We start from the raw sequence: 18,051 nt of genomic DNA, 5'->3' as shown, positions 1-18,051 counted from the left end.
ATCCTTCTAACTGGTTGCGATGTCGCCACGGACCAAGCGAGCCACGGTTTCGGTGAGCATCCGCACGCCGTCGACCATGTCGTCGTCGTGCGTCAGCTCCTTCTCGCTGTGGGAGATGCCGTCGACGCTGGGGACGAACAGCATGACCGTCGGCACGATGTCCTTCATGTTCACCGAGTCGTGGCCGGCCATCGTCAGCATGCGTCGATACGACAGGCCCAGATCGGTGGCAGCCTTCTCGGCGAGTTCGACGCCCTCGCCCTGGTAGCTGGTCGACGGCCGCAGCGACGAGGTGTTGATGCTGACCTGCACCTCGGTTTCCTGCTCGATCGCGTCGAGCAGCATTGCGTGCGCCTTCTCGAGGACGTCGGGATCCGACGACCGGATGTCGATCGCCATCGTGACTTTCGACGGAACCACGATGGGCGAGTTGGGCTCCACGTCGAACTGGCCGACGGACGCGAGAAGGAGTCCGTCGTCGAACTTCGTCGTGAGTTCTCTGGCGGCGACGACGATCTTGCTGGCGCCGACGAGCGCGTCGTGACGCAGGGCCATATGCGTTGCGCCGGTGTGGGATTGCTCGCCGTGCACCGTGATCGAGTACTTCCGCGCCGCCCAGTTGGCGGTCACGATCCCGATCGTGGTGTCTTCCTTCTCGAGAATGGGGCCCTGTTCGATGTGGATTTCGGCGTAGGAGGCGGCGATGGGTGCGGTGCCGTCGCCGTGGAAACCGATGTCGGACAACGCGTCTCGAACACTGATACCAGCTCGGTCGGTCACGTCCAGAATGTTCTCTGCGTCGAACTTGCCGATGAAGACCCCGCTTCCCATGAGGGACGGGGAGAAGCGGGAGCCTTCCTCGTTGAACCAGTTGACGACTGCGACATTGAACTGGGGAGTCAGAGAACCCTGTTCGACGCGGTCCGCGATCTCCCGTGCGGCGTGAGCGGCGGCGAGGACACCGTAGGCGCCGTCGTACTTCCCGGCCGTCGGCTGACTGTCGAGATGCGAGCCGACGAGCACGTAGGGAGCGCCGGGAACGAACTCGACGGTGCCGTACATGTTGCCGACGGAGTCGACGACGGTGGTGAGGCCGTGCCGGTCGAACCAGGCGGCGAGGAACCGCCTGGTCCGACCGTCGTCGGCGGTCGCTGCCTCCCGGTCGACGCCACCAGCTGCGGTGGCGCCGAACCGAGACATTGCTTCGAAGTCTTGTAGAAAAAACACTAGATCTTCTCCGGTGAGGCGATTTCCTGGATCTGTCCTTCCATGGACAGATCTGCGGGGGCGGTGCGGGCGGGGCGCTTGCCGACCTCGAACATCGCGTCGACGCGTGCCTTCTCCTCGGCCGTCGTGCCGGTGGCTTTCGAGACGATGAGGAAGACGGCAAGGTTGACGGCCATGCCGATGACGCCGCCGGTGAGGCTGCCGAGGCCGGGGATGTCGTCGGGGTAGATCGCGGTGAGGACGAGAGCGGTGACGAAGCCGGTGATCATGCCGGCGACCGCACCCTTGCCGTTGCCTCCGCGCCAGAAGACGCCGAGGAACAGTGGGATCGCGAGCTGGACGACGCCCTGATACGAGATCTGCGCGAGGAGCTGCAGACGCGTCATGTTGAAGGTCGCGTAGGCGACGATGGCCGCGGCTGCCATGAACGCGAGCATGCTTCCCTTGGCAACCTTGGTGAGCTGGCTGTCGGTGAGTGGACGCTTCTCGGAGTTGACGAGGTCGTTGGCGATCTGCAGGCCGCACACCTGGACGCTGCCGTCGATGTGGCCCATGGACGCTGCGAACACCATGGTGGCGCCGAGGCCGAGAAGCCATGTGCCGCCGTAGCTTTCCATGATGGTAAACCAGCCGGTCTGCGGCGACTCCGCGACGCCGGCCATGACCGATCCGGCGATGCCGACGAGCATGAGCAGCGAGTAGAAGACACCGGAGATCAGGACGGTGCGGATGGTGCCGGACTTGACGGCGCGGACGCTGGCGGCGGTGTAGATGCGCTGGAAGCTCGTCGGCCAGCAGAGCGATCCGACGACGCCGGTGAAGATGAGCGCGAACAGGTAGAACGGGCCGTAGGCGTCGCCGTCACCGGGGACGCGCAGGTACTCGTCGGCGACATCTCCCAGGGTGGCGAAGCTGATCGGGCCGCCGGCGACACCGGACAGCAGAATCAGGCAGAGGGCTGCGGAGAAGACGTAGGCGACGAGGCCCTGGAACATGTCGGTCATGATCAGGCCGCGCATGCCCATCTTGACGGTCCAGTACTGGCGGATGACGATCACCGCGAGTCCGACGAACAGGCACGTCGTGACCGACCAGGCGCCGGCCGTCGCGACCTGGAAGACCTCGCCGAGTGCCTGCATACCGAGAACGACCCACGGGAACAGCGAGACGATGCCGATGACGCTGGCGACGATTTTGGTGCCGCGCGAGTTGAAGCGCAGACCGAGGAGGTCGGGCTGTGAGCGGAGGTTGTACTTCGCTCCCCAACGCCAGGCGCGGGTGGCCATGAAGTACATCATCGCGACGCCGAGGCTGGAGTAGGCGAGACCGTAGAGGCCGAATACGCCTGCGCCGCTGGCCAATCCGAAGAAGGCGATGAACACCGATCCGGGCCACCACGAGTTGACGTAACTCATCGCGACGTACCAGGGGCCGTAGCTGCGGCCGCCGACGGAGTACTCGTCGAACGTCGGGGAGGACTTCTGCTGCGTGGTGTAGAGGATGAAGATGACGATGGCGTAGAAGACCGCCAGCATTCCCAGCATGATCAACATGTCATTCTCCAGAAAGAGGTGCGGTGGCAGGGAGGAGGTCCTCGTCGAGTTCCCCGCGGATGTCCTCGACGATGTAGAGGCCCCAGAGGGTGAATCCGAGCACGAGTCCGTTGATCAGCCAGTACATGATGGAGAACGGAATGCCGAGGATCTCGAATCGAATTCCGCTGCCCCACATGTAGAGCGGCGGGAACAGAGCGAAGAGCAGGGCGAGTGCGTAGATGCCGCCGAAGAACGTGGTGATCGTCCTCCGGTCGAGGCCGCGAATGTACTCTTTCATGTGCGTCATCCTTGGTTGACTATTTTGAGGACCGAGTCGTGGACTGCTCCGTTGGAGGCAATGCCGTTGCCTCCGTCGAACTCTCGCGCTCCGTCGAGCGAGGTGAACGTGCCGCCGGCTTCCTCGATGATGACCGGCATGGGGGCGAGATCGTAGGCCTGCGTGGTGTAGTCGACGATCGCTTCGGCCTGGCCGCTCGCGACCATCATGTAGCCGTATGCGTCGCCCCAGGTGCGGACGACGGCTCCGGCGGATTGGAGGTCGATCAGCGCGTCGGGATGCCAGTCCTCGAGCCACGTCGCCATGACGTAGGCGCCGTCGAGTTCGGTCTTGTCCGAAACGTGTACGCGCTCGCCGTTTTTGAAGCAACCTTTGCCACGCTCGGCGTGCATGAGGACGTCGGCGCTGGGCAGGTTGATGACGCCTGCGACGATGGTGCCGTTCTCTTCCAGCGCGATCAGGTTGGCGTACAGGGGAACTCCGTGCACGAAGGATTTGGTGCCGTCGATCGGGTCGACGATCCAACGGTAACCCGAGGTTCCTTCTGTTTCGCCGAACTCTTCGCCGAGGAAGCTGTCCTCGGGGTAGTACTTGATGACTTCGGCGCGGATGTGCTGTTCGATCTCCCGATCCGCCTGCGTAACAGGGGAACCGTCCTGTTTTGCCTCGACCGTCAGGGCCGAGGTGTCGAACCAGCGGCGTGCGATCTCACCGGCCGAGCGGGCGAGCTCGACGCCGAGTGCGGCGCGCGCCGACCGTGAATCTTCCACAGTGGTGCCTCCTTGTGCGGCTTCGCCGCCCGTGAGTGGGTAGTAGCAACCGGCTCCTACTTTTCGAACACGGACAACGATCCGCGTAGACCATTTCTGGTTTTACTCACCGTGTGTGAACTGCGTGTAACGCGAGTCCGCACTGGAGTGACGTAGAACGCCAGCGTTGTTAATCGTGCGTAAATCTGCTGGTAGATGGTCATTTCGAGGTTTGGGCGCGGGTTAGATTGTCGTGACGTGATTCAAGGAGGTTGGCCGGTGCTGTTGATGGAGCAGACCCATGCCGCATTGCTGCGCCTCGTCGAGGAACTCGAGCAGCGCTCTGTTGCTCGGCTGCCACCGGAGCGCGAGCTGGCGGAGCGGCTCGGTACCTCGCGCACGACGCTCCGCAAGGCACTCGACCTGCTGGAACGTGACGGCGTGATTCGCCGTCTGAAAGGACGCGCGGGCGGTGCCTACCTGACGTCGGTCGCACCTGGGTCTCCCTCGCCGGAGAGTGCACGGACAGTGTGCGAGAGCCGTAGGTTGCTGCGGAGCCTGAACACGGTCAAAGGCGTCCCACAGATGTTGCATGAGCAGGGTTTTCGCGACGGAACCAAGGTGATCTCGGCGCGGATGGCGACGCCGTCTGCCGAAGTGGCTCGTGTCCTCGGCGACGGTCCCGTTGTGTCGTTGCTGCGCTTGCGATTTGCCGACGGGGACACGTTGTCGCTCGAGCAGATGTACCTCAGCGGCAGCATCTGTGGGCCCGTGTTGGAGACGCCGCTGAATTCGGTGTACGAAGCGTTGCGCAGGAATCTGGGAATTTCGGTCTGTATGGCCGACGAGTCCATCGAGCTGGCGATGGTCACGGCGCCGGTCGGGTCGCTCCTCGGCCAGCCGGAGGGGACACCCATCTTGAAGCTCGAGCGCATCGGCTACGACCAGCAGGAGCGGCCCGTCGAATACTCGGTGGACCTGTTCCGCGCGGATCGGACGCGGTTGAAGGTGCGCAGCGCTACCCGCCTGTGAGGGGCTTCGCCCATGTGAGGGGGCTTCGCCCATGTGCACGGAAATACATAGCCCGCTATGTATTTCCGTACACATGCGACGGAGTCGCCTAACAGCAATGACTGCCGGACTTCGGGGTTTCCGGGGCCAGATCGAGCATCGGGTTACCGTCGAAGAATCCCGTCGGCTTCAGGTGCAGGCTGACGTGACTGACGGGCATGACAGGCCAATCTTCGGGACGTACGACATGATGCGCCGCAATAGTCGGCCAGATGACAAGGTCAGCGTCTTCCAGTGAGCGGTTCTGCGCGGTGTACTTTTCGAGACCGTCGTGACCAGGGTTCTGCGCCACGTATTCGCCGGCGGCATAGCGCTCACGCTCGGCGTAGGGCGTCGCCCACATGTGTTTCGTCGCGAACCCGCCGCGACGAGCCTGCTGCGAACCCGGCTGTGCGAGAGGCAACGCGACCGCGCCCGACGGTTCGATCTTGTACCCGATATGCCCGCCGAGCCTGTTCTTCTTGTCGGCGTTCGCAATCAGCCACGTCCGCGCCTTCAACGGGTCGGCGACGCGCTGTGCCTCGGACTCGGTGGTCAACTGCCGTTTGGTCTGTCGCCACGCATTGCCGTGCGGGTTCTCCGGTCCGACGGGTACCGCCTCGGCCTCCAGTTCGTACAGATTGTTCCGCTCCCCATCGACCTTCATGTCCAGACGCACGCTGAAGAAGTGCTGGTGATGCGGCCCGTACAGACCAGGGGCGACGAGTGTGCCGAACTCCGGAATCTGACCGGGCTCGATCGCGCCGGTGGAGATGATGCCCGTCAGTTTGATCTCGAACTCGATCGACCCGTCGAGGTAGAGGTGCCAGTAGAACCCGTAGTCGTAGTTGCCGACTGTCGCGAAGAACGAGACGACCAGGCGACGATTGCGTCGTACCTGCCCGAGATTGTCTCGGAAGTCGGTGTGCTTCCATCCGATGCTGTAGTCCTCCTCGTGCATGCAGATCGCGTTCGGCAGCTCGATCGGTTGTCCGTCCTGATCGTTGACATACGCGTCGAAGTAGTGGATCTCGCCGAGGCAATCACAGCCCAGCTGAAGCGAATTCGCGAGTACGCCGAGTCCGTACTCTCCTTCGTCGAAGACGTTCTTGTTCCACTGGCTGTCGCCGGGATCGCCGTAGGGCACGTACATCTCGGACAGCGACGCACGGTGGATCACCGGCCTCACGGTACCGCGGTCAACGTAGTTGACGTCGTGCAGGACGAGACCCTCGCGGGGTGTAAAGCCCACGCGCAGGCGCCAATTCGCCCATTCGACGTAGTGGCCGTCGACCGTGAACGACGGTCCGTCCGGCTGTGTGATGTCGATCGTCTTCATCGGTGCCCGCTGCTCGGCGAACTCCGGCACGTTGCCGGGCCGTTCGTACAATCCGGGCAGGTAGTTGCCGGGTGACTGGGGGAGCGGTATGACGCCGGTATCGGCGACCTCGACGACCTCCATCGTGTCCATGTCGACTGTGACGACGAGGTTTTCGACTGGCCGCGCGTAGCCGTTCTCCTGCGCCTCGCTGCGGACGAACGTCAGGGGACGCGCGAGGCGTCGGCCACCGGGGTTGTCGTCGTCCATCGTGTGACCGCTGGCCCACTTGTCGACCATGGCGAGGCTGAAGTCGGTGACGCCGCGCTTGATCATCGCTTCCTGCCAGCGGGGGTCGGCCTTGATGACGTCCTCGCACTGCAGGAACTCTTCGAGAGTGATGGGCGGTTGCGCGTCGGCGATCTCGGTGTAGCTGATGATGCTGTCGGTGGTGAGGGAGACGATGGCCTCGAACGTCGCGTGCGCGTCGCGGTCTCGGAGAACGATAAAAGCGCGTCGGTCTGTATGTTGTTGTTCGAGTTGCTCTTTCGACGGCTCGTTCAGCTCGATGTAGACGAAACGCGCGGACGGCGTGAGGTTCTGTTCGCGGACCACGATGGCCGACGCCTGCGAGATCTCCTGCGGGCTCAGCGGCTCGAGCGGGTGGATGGTGACGGGCGCGAACGTGTCGGTCATCGAAGCTCCTGCAATCTGTTGGGACGAAACTCGGTGGGGACTCGGCGGGTGCGGAAGAAGACGACGGACGCCGCCAGTACGAGCTCGGCTGCAGCGATGGCCGACGCGGCCGTCATGCTCGGTTGGCTCGCGGCGTGGCCGGTGTGGTGATGGCCGGACGGGAACGACGAGTGCGCCAGCAGCATCCCTGCGCTCGACGCGGCGACCATCACCCACGCGCGGTTACCCGGTGACCTCCACAGGTCGACGGCGCAGAACAGGCACAGCATGGCCATCGCGACGATGGCGATCCCTGCGTCGTTCATCGTGAGGTGGAGATATGCCGACAGCACCGCAAGGGCAGCGGCGATGCGATTGATCCACACTGTCGGTCACCTCCCCGTCCGTCCTTCGTGTTCCTGACGGTAGGGGTGGACCATTTCTGGTCCTCGGCTGTTATGTGAGGGGCGTGTTAATGCGACGGGCGCAGCAGAGGTTGTTGAAGGGCCGGGAGTGCGTCGACGGTTGCCGCCGGTGGTCCCACATCCGCGCGTTGTTAGACGCGACTACAGGATCAAGTTCATGTTCACTCTGGGTCTTCGTCAGAGGCTGTGGACATTCCGAAGAACTAGACGACGTAACGCCCCGAAAACAGTCGGCGATGTGACCTACACCACTCGAAAGGGTGAACGATGTCGAATCCTGACTACCCGACCGGTCCCAGCCAAGGCGCCCAAAATTACGATCCGAACAGCTATCAGCAGGGTCAACCTGGCTACGGGCAATCACAACCGGCATACGGCCAGCCGCAGCCGGGTTACCAGTACGGTTACGCCGCGCAGCAGCCGGTCAACCCAGAGAAGAACGGGTTCGGACTGGCATCTCTCATTCTGGCCATCGTAGGTCTAGTGTTCGGCATCATCCCGTTCACCGGCTTCATCTGCCTGATACTTGGGATCGTCGGACTGGCGCTCGGTTTCGCAGGCCTGTCCAGGGTGAGGAAAAACAAGGCAACCCACAAGAAGACCGCAATCTCGGGAATCGTCGTTTCGGTTCTCGCCATCGCCCTTGGCATTTGGGGAATCACGATCGTCTTTGGGGCAGTCGACGACCTGGACTCCGGCCTCGACTGCATCAGTAATGCAGATACTGCTGCACAGATGGAGGCCTGCTCAGAGTGATGGCTGGTTATCGACGGGTGGCAGATTAGCCTGGTCGCGTCAGGTGGGTGTCGGACGGCGGTCACCTGCCCGTGGCCGCTGGAGTGTTTTCGCCAAGAACGACGGCGGCTGTGCGGGTCCTAACGAAAGCGCTGCCCGTTTCAGTACCCCTAGGCGTACGGCACCATGTCCGGCTACGCGCGCCGCCGGTGCGTCTGGCTGCCTGGAATCGGCGCAGTCCTCTTGACGGAGGCAAGTGGATGGCATTCAAACCTTTCACCGGAGACACGCCGGATGACAGGAAAGTGGTCTGAGCTGCACAGTTTAGCGGCTTTGCCTTGCCGGTCGCTTTGCTCCTGCGCATACAGTTCCGCGTTGACGAGGTCACGAGCACTCTCAAACACTTTGAGTAACTTCCTGTACTCCGTGGAGAGGGTGACGCGCCAGGCGGGTATGCGGACGCCAGAGCCGTCGGAGATCTAGTCAGTTTTGCCTGGGATCATGAGGTGTGATCTTCGGGGATGCGGTAGGCGACGTAGCCCTGATCGGTGATCAGGGCGAACACATGGCCGCCCTCGAAGGCGTAGGCGTTTGATCCGTCGGGGTTTGGGGTTTGATGCATCGTGGAGGGCGTAACGCGGACGCGTTCGTGTCTTGGCACCGGCGGTGTCACGTCTACTAGGTCACCTGGATCGACGGCCGGCACTGGCTGGAGCTGGTCGAGCTCATCTGACTCCTGCAAATCCAGAAGGATGGCGAGTTGGCTCGGGCGATGAGCTTGAGACTGAGCTCCGGCTGCGATAGTTGGGTGCCTTTGCGATGTTGTTCTAGTCCCTCTTCGTTTGGTATCTGATATTTGGAATGGATCACAAGTTTATCTCCTTCGCTTATGGCAGGTGAAAGTAGCGTCAGTCTATCAACCTTATTAAGGGAGAGTTACTCAATATCGTAAGACTTTTGCGAGGCCGAGTAAAACCAACATAGAGATGACGGAGCGAACCGAAATTGTCGGCACCGCAGATAATTCCGTGGTCGTATTCGAGACCCTTGATAAGGAGAGTCCTAGATATGATACGCTGGCGAGACTTTCGTCCAGTGTATCGCAGTCGATCCCGAATTAAAGCAAGACTGTCGCGTGGTTTCTGGGCTGGATCAAGCGCAACGGCACGCAATGCGGCTAGAGTATCGCGCCACGCTTCATGGCAATGTAGACGACCTTCACCATTTCGCTCGATCAATGTCATAACTCGAACAAGATTCGTAATACTCGGAAAAGCACCCAACGCCGACAAAGCCTGGAGTGAAAGCTCTATCTCCGGTCGTAACAAATCAGCGGTCGATTCACCTCGACGCAGCCTTCTCAAGACTGTAGAATCAAGCGTTCCGAATCCAGTGAAACATTTTTTAATAAAGCAGGCTAGCCAAAGCGGATAGTCCGACGGATTTGCATCCTCAAGCTCTTGCAAGCTTTGGTGCATAAAGCGTCCGTTAAGGTCTTCCATTACAGAGTAGGCGCCTCCAAGGCGATTAGCGGTTCTAACATTATCTCCGCGCCAACGGTTCATGATAGCTACGGTCTCCTCATGGTCCGTGATCGCAAATGCTGACGCCGTTAGCTCTTCGTGAGTGTTAGGACGCCAGGTCAAACCTTCGATGTCAACAGCGGCGAGGTCTATCGTATTCCCAGCTATTAGTTCGTCGCGGATATCTAACAACCACTGACCTAGTGGCTCGTTGTAACCCTTCCACCGCCAAGCGGTGTGTGCGCGAACAACCACGGGGAAGACAGGGGCGACATGGATCTCCCAGTCGACCAATAGTTCGTCCTTGAAGTCAAAGATACCCTGAAGTCTGTCGCCGAACACTGCGGTCGGCAATACATTAGCAATCGCAGTGACAAGTTCATGTTGCCGTACATTGCAATCTTGATATTCGTCGACCATCAGAACGTTGAAGCTTGCGACGTGCATCGCTTGGATAGCATTTGCACTTGCTACTTTCGCTGCACCATCAACGTATTCGCTAGATTTTGACCAATCTGGCAGTGGTGGTATCTGGATTCCCGCAAGTACGGGGTAGTGTCTGACCAGCTCGAAAGCCCAACTGGCGATGGTGTCAACGTGGATATTGCTCTGTTTAACGCCAAATTTTTTTATTCGAGTTCTCAGAGCGGCCACACCCGCATTGGTGTGTGTCAGTATCAGGACCGATTGACCTTTATCCACAGCGACACTGGCCATTGCTGCAATCAGCTGGGTCTTACCAGTTCCAGCGGGCATCTCGACTGACAAAGGAAGTCGCGCCAGAAGCTGAACAGCTTCGGATCGAAGATCGCTATCCATCGACGTCTGACCCCGGTTCCGCATCTCCTTCTGCAGGTTCTTGCGGATACATCGCAGCCTTCACTTCCACAATTTTTGCCCAAAAATTTGAGCCGTCAAGATCTAATTCGTGGTCTAATACCCAAGCTGCAAGATTTCTTCCTTGATCTGGATTCTTAAACCAAGAGTATTCACTTGCCGCGCTCGCGATGAGTACCCGACACTCTTCGATAGTCATCTCGTGGTCTGCCACCCATGTGTCAACATCGAGATCTATCAACACCGCGTCACTAGTCAGTTTATTGTTGAGATCATGCAGAACAGTTCTCTCGTCGACTCTGTTCTGAACAGCAATGTCAAGCAAATCTGTCAAAAGGTCGCTATCTAGGCTTTCCACCAACTCAGCTTCAGTGGCCTTCTCCAGGCTCCACCTGATTACGGTAACTCCAGCACGCCCGGCCTGCCGAACTGCTTTGTCCACACCTCGGTCGTCGTTATCCATGAGAACATAGGTTTCGTACCCAACACCTTGAAGCATTCGCGCGCGAACCGGCGCCGTAGATCCGCCGCCACCATCAGCGAGTGCGGTACCCAGTCCAACTGCAGGAGTATCACCTAGCACGACCCGTTCGCGGTCCCATACCTCCATCAGGCCCAACAGCAGTCCATACTCCGTACGACCCTCACCGAAGAACACCCGTCGCGCAAGCAATGCCGACGGGTTCGATCTCAGTACTGCTTGCGCACTGTTGGGAGACCCGGAGAACGAGTGGACTTGCACACCTCCAGCACCGCCGGACCGCACGACGAAGACATCCGTTGCCTTCATCTGCTCGATCGCTACGGGTGAGTGCGTAGTGATGAAAGCTTGGGCGATGTCTCCTGATCCTTTGAGCTTGGAAAGCAGGAAGACGAGACGATGCGGTTCGAGACCATACTCGACCTCGTCAATCATCAGTATCGATTTACCTGAATGTGCCAGCTGCTGGGTTGCGAGGCCGGCTAGACGTCGCGTACCGAGGCCATAGTTCATCAAAGGAACCTGGTCCTCATACAACGCCAGCAAGCCCGATGACGATGGGACTGACGTGTCGAGCCCAGGACGCAGAGCCTTGAAGTCGCCACTTCCAAGCTGGTTCATGCGGGTTTGCACTTCGCCAGTCAGCGTCTGCAGCTCGGCCGAGATTGCCTTCGTAACCGCCGCCCTAGACGCGCGAGTAGCCGCAGCCAGCGTTCCCGAGGTGTCATGCTCCGACTCTGTCAGCTTTCCAAGCGCGGAAGTCCGACTCCAGCGAAGGTGGCCATCGATTCGCTCGTCCACCTTGAACACTGAGAGCTTCTTACGTGCACCCACTCCAATCTGAGTGAACGACTCCGTACCTCCCTCCCGATAGACCGACCATATAGGCTCTAGATCCGCGTCAATTGACAGTTGTATCGTTAGACAAGTCTTATCGCCATCTCCAGGGTCATGAGTTAACGTTCCATCCTCCTTGATTCCCCCCATCTCCATACCGAGAACGTTGTGCCTCATCACGTCAGCACTAAGCTCGATGAGCGTTACACGTATCGTGATTGGCTCATCAACGTTCCCCAAGTAGAAATCTGTGTCAGATAGGGATAACGAGTAGCGTTCACTGAGGGCGAGATATAGAGCGTCGATAATTGTCGACTTAGTACTGTCGCCAGGTCCAACCAGCATGACAAGCTGATGATCTTCCGGAACAATCCAGCTTAGGTCTCGAATCCCGCGGTAATTCTTGATATCCAAGCGACGTATCTTCATTATATTCTTCCTATTCGAATTATCTCTCGGAGGCAGCAAAAGTCCTAGAATGGGCCTGCTTACACTACAGACTAACGTTGCTAGATGCAACGGTTTAGCTGCGTGCTGAGCGTGCCCCCAGAAGTAGGGGCAGGGAAAGCCGATAAGCTAAAGCCGCGCACGATGTATGACGAATTCCTGCTTTTACATACTTTACGGAATCAACTTATTTGTGGCGATACTGCCAAATGATCAAGCAAGATTTGAACCCGCTTGACCTCAGGAAAACCAAAGTGCGCCGAGTATGAACTCGAAAAGTCCAAACTCGACACACCTCTGTTATTTGACAATGATTGTCACTTAGCGAAGGCCAGTGGATGGCATTCAAACAGATGCCACGCGTCGTCGAACGCGCGCTGCCTATGCTCACGCAGGACCTGGTCGACGGGGCGCTGAACCTCGAGGAGCCGTCGCCCACACCGTCCCCGCGTCCGACAATCGCGCCGCTCGTCCCACGCGGAGGCGTCGTCGATATTGCTCCTGAGGCGACATCGCTGACCGTGAACACTTCATGGCACGCGTCGGACTCGTCACCGGCCGAAGTGGACGTCGTGGCCTTCCTGCTGAACGGTGACGAGTTGGTGTCGAGCGACGAGGATTTCGTCTTCTACAACGCACCCGCCACGTCGGAGGGCTCGGTCGCCCTCACAATCGACGGTGACAGCGAGCAAGGGGTTCGCATCGATTTGTCGGTCGTACCATCGGAATGCGAACGCATCGTCGTGGCCGCGGCGATCGAAGGCGAACGCACTTTCGGTGATGTGGGTGCGGTGTCTGTCTGTCTGGACAGTCCCGAATCTGCGCTTGCAACAGCGGTTCTCGACGCGGCCACGACAGAACGGACTCTGATGCTCGCAGAGATTTACCGGCGAAACGGGACGTGGCGGTTCCGCGCAATCGGGCAGGGGTACGACGACGGTCTTGCGGAACTAGCTGTTCGGTATGGCGTGGAGGTGGACGGGTAGGGCGCCCGCGTCTGGGCTGGCTAAACGTAGGCTTGCGGCGCTCATAGCAATCTTTAGATTGATAAGGCTTGGTATGCTGCGGTCATGGCGAACGATTCGACGCAGGGTGTGCCCGCTGTGGAGTTCGAATCCCGGCCGTGGCACCCGTCGGCGCATGCATCCAGAACCCAGCGTCGGTTACATGCCGGCGACTACGAAGCCGCGATCCCCGCCCTGGTCGGTGATGCCGAAGTCCGCATTTCCGTCGAACTTGCGGCGGAATCCGAAGATGCCCTGCGTGAGGTCGTTCGGTTTGACGAGTACGCTTCGCGGAAACTCGGCCCATCCACGGAATTGGCGCCGATGATGTCGATTCTGCTTCGTTCCGAGAGTGCTGCTTCCTCGCAGATCGAGAACCTCACCGTGGGGGCAAGGTCGCTTGCGCTTTCGGAACTCGGCTCGCCCAGCAGCCGCAACGCGTCGATCGTCAGCGGCAACGTACGTGCGATGGAGGCCGCGCTGGCGGCGAGTGCAACTGTGTCCGCAGAATCCGTGTTGGAAATGCATCGGGCTTTGATGGAACCAGCCGGTGATCCCGACGCGGGTCGTTGGCGAACGCAGCAGGTTTGGATCGGTGGTTCCGATTTCGGCCCGCATCGCGCCGAATTCGTTCCGCCGCACCATGATCGTCTCGAGGTGGTGCTGGATGACTTTTTCGTTTTCGCGTCGAGGACAGATCTCCCCGTATTGCCCCACATAGCTATCTCGCATGCGCAGTTCGAGACGATTCACCCGTTCACCGACGGAAACGGAAGAACCGGTAGAGCGCTGGTCCACACGATGTTGCGTCGAGCCGGGGTTGTCGAACGTGTCACGGTCCCCGTGTCTGCGGGACTGCTGACAGACACCGCATCTTACTTCTCTAGCCTCGGTGAATACCGGACGGGAAACATCGAGCCGATTATCAGCAGGCTGAATACTGCGACTTTCACCTCGGTAGCGAACGGACGCATGCTTGTCGACGACTTGGCCTCTGCACGAGATCAATTCATCGACAGGATCGTTGCACGTCGCGATTCCGTCGCATGGAAGCTAATCGATGCGCTTGTCGCGCAGCCGGTTATCGACAATGACTTCGTGCGAAGAACTTTCGGCGTCAGCGACATGTCTGCGCAACGTGCGATCGATCGACTCGTCGACGCAGAGATTCTGCATCAGACGTCGAAAGGACGACGCAACCGCGTCTGGCAGGCGGACGAGATTCTGGGAGCGCTCGACCGATTCGCCGAACGGACCCGACGTTTTGCGACGTAGTAGCCGTCGAGCGTCGGCGTTGCTCGTGTCAGGGTGCCTTGTCGGCGGCGAACTTTTCGCGTACTTCGCGGCTGATCGCTCCGCGGTCGGCGACTGCGTATCCGCGCTCGCGGGCCCAGGCGCGGATCACGGTGTTCGACGGCCCTGTCTTGGCTAACTTCTTCGCGGGAAGCGTGGCTGCTGAATTCATGGCGTCAGCGTCGTCGGAGATCCACGTCAGGGCGGCGGCAAGATAGCGAAAAGTCTACTCTTCAGCGAGCTTTCGTGTCTGTGCGAACACGATCGGCACCGTCGGATAGCGAACCTGCAATTCTGCGAGACCGTCGGCAGCATCCTTGGCCGATACGAACTTCGACGCCAGAATCGTCGAGTACTGGTCCTCGACGACGACCGCCGCTCGGGGGAGCGACGCCAGATCGGCCATCGCGTATCGCAGTCGACCCGATGTCATGCTCGACAGCAGGTCAGCTGCTGACTTCCGCTCGACCGATGCGACGATTTTGCCGTCGGACACCACTGCGTAGTCACCGCACGGGAGAGCCTGCTTGGAGATGCGCGCACGCTGTTGGTTGAAGCTGTAGGCGTAGCGTTCGTGTGCGTCGACGACGATCTCGAGCTCCGCGATACCCGACGCCTTGGACCGTGACGGTGCTGTCTTCGGCCTCGATTGTGTGCGGGTTCGCGGTGACTGCCAGAACACCATGTCGCGGCCACGGGCCTTCGTGAAAGACGATCTGCGATCGGTTCTCTCGACTGCGGGTGGCAACGATGTCGATCGCGGCACCGCGACGCTCGCACACCCGAAGCTCGACGCGTTCGACGATCTCGGGTTTCGTGGGCCATTCTTCGTCGGCGACGGGGTGGCAATAGACGGCGTTAGTTCGGGGCCACACATCACGGGCCCGGAGAATCGGCACACCGGCCAGAGGGACACGGAGTAGGTAGGGCAGCGAGGAACCTTCGTCGGGATTCTTGGCGATCAGCAACTCCATCTCGGCGATACTGCCACGTTTGCCGTCGTCGTCGGCTTGTTCTTGCGTCGACCGGAACCGCACCCGTCCCTGATGCGTCTAATCTGTCGACCGTCAAGACCGGGGGGGGTTCGGGTGCGCAGGTGGGTGTTTGTGTTGTCTGCTGTTGCGCTGCTGGTCGTCGCATGCGGTCGCGACGTCCAGCCTGAGGCCGCCGCCGAGCCGACGCGGTGGGATCCGTGCACAGTCGCGGATGACGTAATCGAGGCGATGGGTCTCGATCCCAGCTCGCGGAAACAGGGGTGGCAGTCGGGGGTGGTCGTCGAAGACTGGGACCTGTGTGGGTTTCGTGCGCCTCCGACCTCGCAGCCGTATTTCTTCCACATTCGCTCCTCGGATCGGCACACCATCGAGTCGATCAGGTCCGATGATTCTCGGCTGGACCGTGTCGATCTCACTGTCAATGGGCGTGACGCGTTTCGGTATAGGACCAACGATTCGAGGGCCGTCGCTGATTGCAACGTCGCACTCCCGGTAGGGAAAGGCGCAGTAGTCCTATCGGTCGACTTCGCAGGTGGGGTCGAACCGGCCGACGATCCGTGTGAGTTGGTGGTTTCGCACGCAACGGATCTCGAACCGGTACTGCCTTCCTCTACCCAGTAGGAGCTACTGTGACCGAACCCGGTGTGACACGCTGGCAAGCTCTCGCGAATGCGGCTGACAACGGACAGCTTTACCTGAACCCGGACGCAGCTGTGTCGTGCAGTCGAGCGTGTGATGAGTTCTTGGAGAAGCTCGTTGCGCACCAAGCTGCCGCGAGGCTGCTTGCCGATGTCAACGGCTTGGGCGAATTCGAGTCAGGCAGAGCGCTACGAGTTCGGTTTGCCCAGAAGGCAATGGGCGGCGCAAACAATCTGGTTGACGTACTTCAAAGCCACATCGACGTGGTCACCGAGATGCAAATTGTATTCAAGAAGTTCTTCGCAGACACGACGGCCGTTGATACTCGGAATTCGATGGCGATCGACCAAAATGGACCGAACTGACGTCGACACCCTTGCTGCGGTTCAGCCGCGAAAGTACGACCCCGACGAAAGATCCTCTGCCAGAGTCGGACCCGTCGGCTCCCAGTCAGGCAGCTTCCGCGTCTTCTCGCTGGACGACGAGAGGTCCATTCCAAAGAACATGCCGGTGAATCCGAAGTGCTTCATCGCGTTCTCCGCGGAGATCGACTGAACCGGCAGACCCAGCCCGCGCCCGATGGCCCCTGCGATCTCCCTCGACGACACACTGCTTTCACCGACCGCGTGCAGACGCGAGCCCGACGGTGCCTTCTCGAGCCCGAGACGAATCATCCTGGCGGCGTCGGAGCGATGCACCGCAGCCCAACCGGTCGACCCGTCACCGACGTATCCCGAGACGCCGGTCCTACGAGCCGCGGCAACGAGGACAGAAACGAAACCGTGGTCACCGTCGCCATGCGTCGTCGGCGAGAAGCGCAGCGCAATCGGCTTTACGCCCCGATCCGCATAGTCCAGTGCCAGGTTTTCGGTACCGCCGCGTGGCGAGTCCGGACCGACGGCAGGGGAGGCATCGTCCTCGGTGCTCGGTCGGCCCTGCGCGAGGCCGGCGACACCCGATGCGACAAGCAACGGCCGACCGGACCCGATCAACGCGTCGCCGAGTGTCTGAACAGCAGCGCGTTCGGCGCGATTCGACTCGGCCATGTTTGCCCAATCGTGTTTGTTCGCGAGGTGGATGACGGCGTCGGCCTCGGTAGCGCCCATGCGCAGGCTGTCGAGGTCGTCGAGATCGCCGCGCAGTACGGCCGCACCCCTCGCCGCAAGCGCCTCTGCCGACGCATCACTGCGAGCGAGCCCGGTGACGTCATAGCCGTGCGCGAGCAGCTCGTCGACTGCGGCCGAACCGATCCAACCCGACGCTCCGGTGACGAAAACACGCATGAAGTTCTCCTATCGAAGGCTCGTCGAAGGCGAGCGGATGATGTCAGTGACTGACGTCGGTGACTGACATCAGCGTACACGTTGGTGTCAGTCGCTGTCATCACTAAGATGCTTCCCATGGTCCGATGGGAACCGGGTGCGAAAGACCGTCTGCGTGCAGCCGCGCTCGACTTGTATGCCGAGCGCGGGTTCGAGCAGACGACCGCGACGGATATCGCCCAGGCTGCCGGCGTCACGGAACGGACGTTCTTTCGGCACTTCGCCGACAAACGCGAAGTGCTGTTCGACGGCCAGGAGCAGCTCCAGGCGGTCTTCGTCGAGGCGGTATCGAAAGCATCCGACGAGGCGGCAACCATCGAGGTCGTCGCGCAGGCAGTTGCGTCGGCAGCCGCGTTCTTTAACGACGACCAACGGCCGCATTCGCGTACACGACAAACCGTCATCGACGCGAATCCTGGCTTGCAGGAACGAGAGTTGCTCAAATTGGCGGCGCTGGCGCGCGCAGTGGCGTCGGCGCTCACCGATCGTGGTGTGTCCGAACCGCAGGCTGTACTGGCTGCGGAGGTCGGCGTTGCAGTCTTCGGCGTCGCATTCCGGCAGTGGATCGCGGCCGACGAGGATCGTTCTTTCGGTGACATCGCAAAGGACCTGTTCCGCGACTTGACGGACCTTACGTCCAAAGCCTGAACCGCGTCGGTGC

Annotated in this window: 16 protein-coding genes and 1 pseudogene; 6 read left to right on the top strand and 11 right to left on the bottom strand. The window is 60.4% G+C overall.

Annotated elements, in window-relative coordinates:
- Positions 1–6: 6 nt before the first annotated feature.
- From DK926_RS12870 to DK926_RS12855, 4 genes are read right to left on the bottom strand one after another with little or no spacing between them, the layout of a single operon-like run.
- On the bottom strand, positions 7–1,227 hold the full coding sequence (locus DK926_RS12870) for a M20 family metallo-hydrolase (RefSeq protein ID WP_279387084.1): 1,221 nt from the start codon (positions 1,225–1,227) through the stop codon (positions 7–9).
- Positions 1,227–2,780: a sodium:solute symporter family protein gene (locus DK926_RS12865; RefSeq protein ID WP_114330725.1), complete on the bottom strand. Its 1,554-nt coding sequence runs from the start codon at positions 2,778–2,780 to the stop codon at positions 1,227–1,229. The genes DK926_RS12870 and DK926_RS12865 overlap by 1 nt, the downstream gene beginning before the upstream one ends.
- A 1-nt stretch (position 2,781) precedes the next feature.
- The gene (locus DK926_RS12860; RefSeq protein WP_068430596.1) at positions 2,782–3,060 is read right to left on the bottom strand and encodes a hypothetical protein; all 279 of its coding nucleotides are present in this window, start codon (positions 3,058–3,060) and stop codon (positions 2,782–2,784) included.
- Between the two features lie 5 nt (positions 3,061–3,065).
- Positions 3,066–3,830 (bottom strand): inositol monophosphatase family protein, encoded by a 765-nt coding sequence (locus DK926_RS12855; RefSeq protein WP_165839569.1) that lies wholly within the window; start codon positions 3,828–3,830, stop codon positions 3,066–3,068.
- 237 nt (positions 3,831–4,067) lie between these two features.
- Here DK926_RS12855 and DK926_RS12850 point away from each other — a divergent pair, with 237 nt between their 5' ends.
- Complete coding sequence (locus DK926_RS12850; protein ID WP_165839568.1) at positions 4,068–4,841, top strand: GntR family transcriptional regulator; 774 nt, start codon at positions 4,068–4,070, stop codon at positions 4,839–4,841.
- Between the two features lie 88 nt (positions 4,842–4,929).
- On the opposite strand, the gene DK926_RS12845 is transcribed toward DK926_RS12850, so the two are convergent.
- Together DK926_RS12845 and DK926_RS12840 are read right to left on the bottom strand one after the other, a co-directional pair.
- Positions 4,930–6,873, bottom strand: a complete 1,944-nt coding sequence (locus DK926_RS12845) for a primary-amine oxidase (RefSeq protein ID WP_114330722.1) — start codon at positions 6,871–6,873, stop codon at positions 4,930–4,932.
- On the bottom strand, positions 6,870–7,238 hold the full coding sequence (locus tag DK926_RS12840; RefSeq protein WP_114330721.1) for a hypothetical protein: 369 nt from the start codon (positions 7,236–7,238) through the stop codon (positions 6,870–6,872). The genes DK926_RS12845 and DK926_RS12840 overlap by 4 nt, the downstream gene beginning before the upstream one ends.
- A 306-nt stretch (positions 7,239–7,544) precedes the next feature.
- On the opposite strand from DK926_RS12840, the gene DK926_RS12835 reads away from it, so the two are divergent.
- Positions 7,545–8,033 (top strand): DUF4190 domain-containing protein, encoded by a 489-nt coding sequence (locus DK926_RS12835; RefSeq protein ID WP_114330720.1) that lies wholly within the window; start codon positions 7,545–7,547, stop codon positions 8,031–8,033.
- Positions 8,034–8,511: 478 nt separating this feature from the next.
- On the opposite strand, the gene DK926_RS27215 is transcribed toward DK926_RS12835, so the two are convergent.
- From DK926_RS27215 to DK926_RS12825, 3 genes are all read right to left on the bottom strand, one after another.
- The gene (locus DK926_RS27215; protein WP_279387083.1) at positions 8,512–8,634 is read right to left on the bottom strand and encodes a hypothetical protein; all 123 of its coding nucleotides are present in this window, start codon (positions 8,632–8,634) and stop codon (positions 8,512–8,514) included.
- Positions 8,635–8,920: 286 nt separating this feature from the next.
- Positions 8,921–10,354 carry a UvrD-helicase domain-containing protein gene (locus DK926_RS12830; RefSeq protein ID WP_165839567.1) on the bottom strand — a complete coding sequence of 478 codons (1,434 nt, stop codon included), beginning with the start codon at positions 10,352–10,354 and terminating at the stop codon, positions 8,921–8,923.
- Positions 10,347–12,104 carry an ATP-binding protein gene (locus DK926_RS12825; protein WP_165839566.1) on the bottom strand — a complete coding sequence of 586 codons (1,758 nt, stop codon included), beginning with the start codon at positions 12,102–12,104 and terminating at the stop codon, positions 10,347–10,349. The genes DK926_RS12830 and DK926_RS12825 overlap by 8 nt, the downstream gene beginning before the upstream one ends.
- Positions 12,105–12,475: 371 nt before the next feature.
- Here DK926_RS12825 and DK926_RS12820 point away from each other — a divergent pair, with 371 nt between their 5' ends.
- Complete coding sequence (locus DK926_RS12820) at positions 12,476–13,123, top strand: TerD family protein (protein WP_114330717.1); 648 nt, start codon at positions 12,476–12,478, stop codon at positions 13,121–13,123.
- Between the two features lie 84 nt (positions 13,124–13,207).
- Positions 13,208–14,416, top strand: a complete 1,209-nt coding sequence (locus tag DK926_RS12815; RefSeq protein ID WP_114330716.1) for a Fic family protein — start codon at positions 13,208–13,210, stop codon at positions 14,414–14,416.
- Between the two features lie 28 nt (positions 14,417–14,444).
- Here the strand turns inward: DK926_RS12815 and DK926_RS12810 are convergent.
- Positions 14,445–15,408, bottom strand: a pseudogene (locus DK926_RS12810) (histone-like nucleoid-structuring protein Lsr2).
- Positions 15,409–16,058: 650 nt separating this feature from the next.
- Between DK926_RS12810 and DK926_RS12800 the strand changes: the two are divergent.
- Entirely contained in the window at positions 16,059–16,433 is a 375-nt protein-coding gene (locus DK926_RS12800; RefSeq protein WP_114330714.1) for a hypothetical protein, read from the top strand.
- Positions 16,434–16,454: 21 nt separating this feature from the next.
- Here the strand turns inward: DK926_RS12800 and DK926_RS12795 are convergent, their stop codons facing one another.
- Positions 16,455–17,351, bottom strand: coding sequence for an SDR family oxidoreductase (locus tag DK926_RS12795; RefSeq protein WP_114330713.1), 897 nt, complete (start codon positions 17,349–17,351; stop codon positions 16,455–16,457).
- A gap of 117 nt (positions 17,352–17,468) precedes the next feature.
- Here DK926_RS12795 and DK926_RS12790 point away from each other — a divergent pair, with 117 nt between their 5' ends.
- Entirely contained in the window at positions 17,469–18,038 is a 570-nt protein-coding gene (locus tag DK926_RS12790; protein ID WP_114330712.1) for a TetR family transcriptional regulator, read from the top strand.
- The last annotated feature ends 13 nt before the right edge of the window (positions 18,039–18,051 follow it).

Origin of the sequence: Rhodococcus sp. Eu-32 (assembly GCF_003336925.1) — a bacterium.
Classification (GTDB): Bacteria; Actinomycetota; Actinomycetes; order Mycobacteriales; family Mycobacteriaceae; genus Rhodococcoides; species Rhodococcoides kyotonensis_B.
The sequence above is the reverse complement of the archived record's forward strand: the minus strand, read 5'-3'. Positions and strand labels throughout refer to the sequence as shown.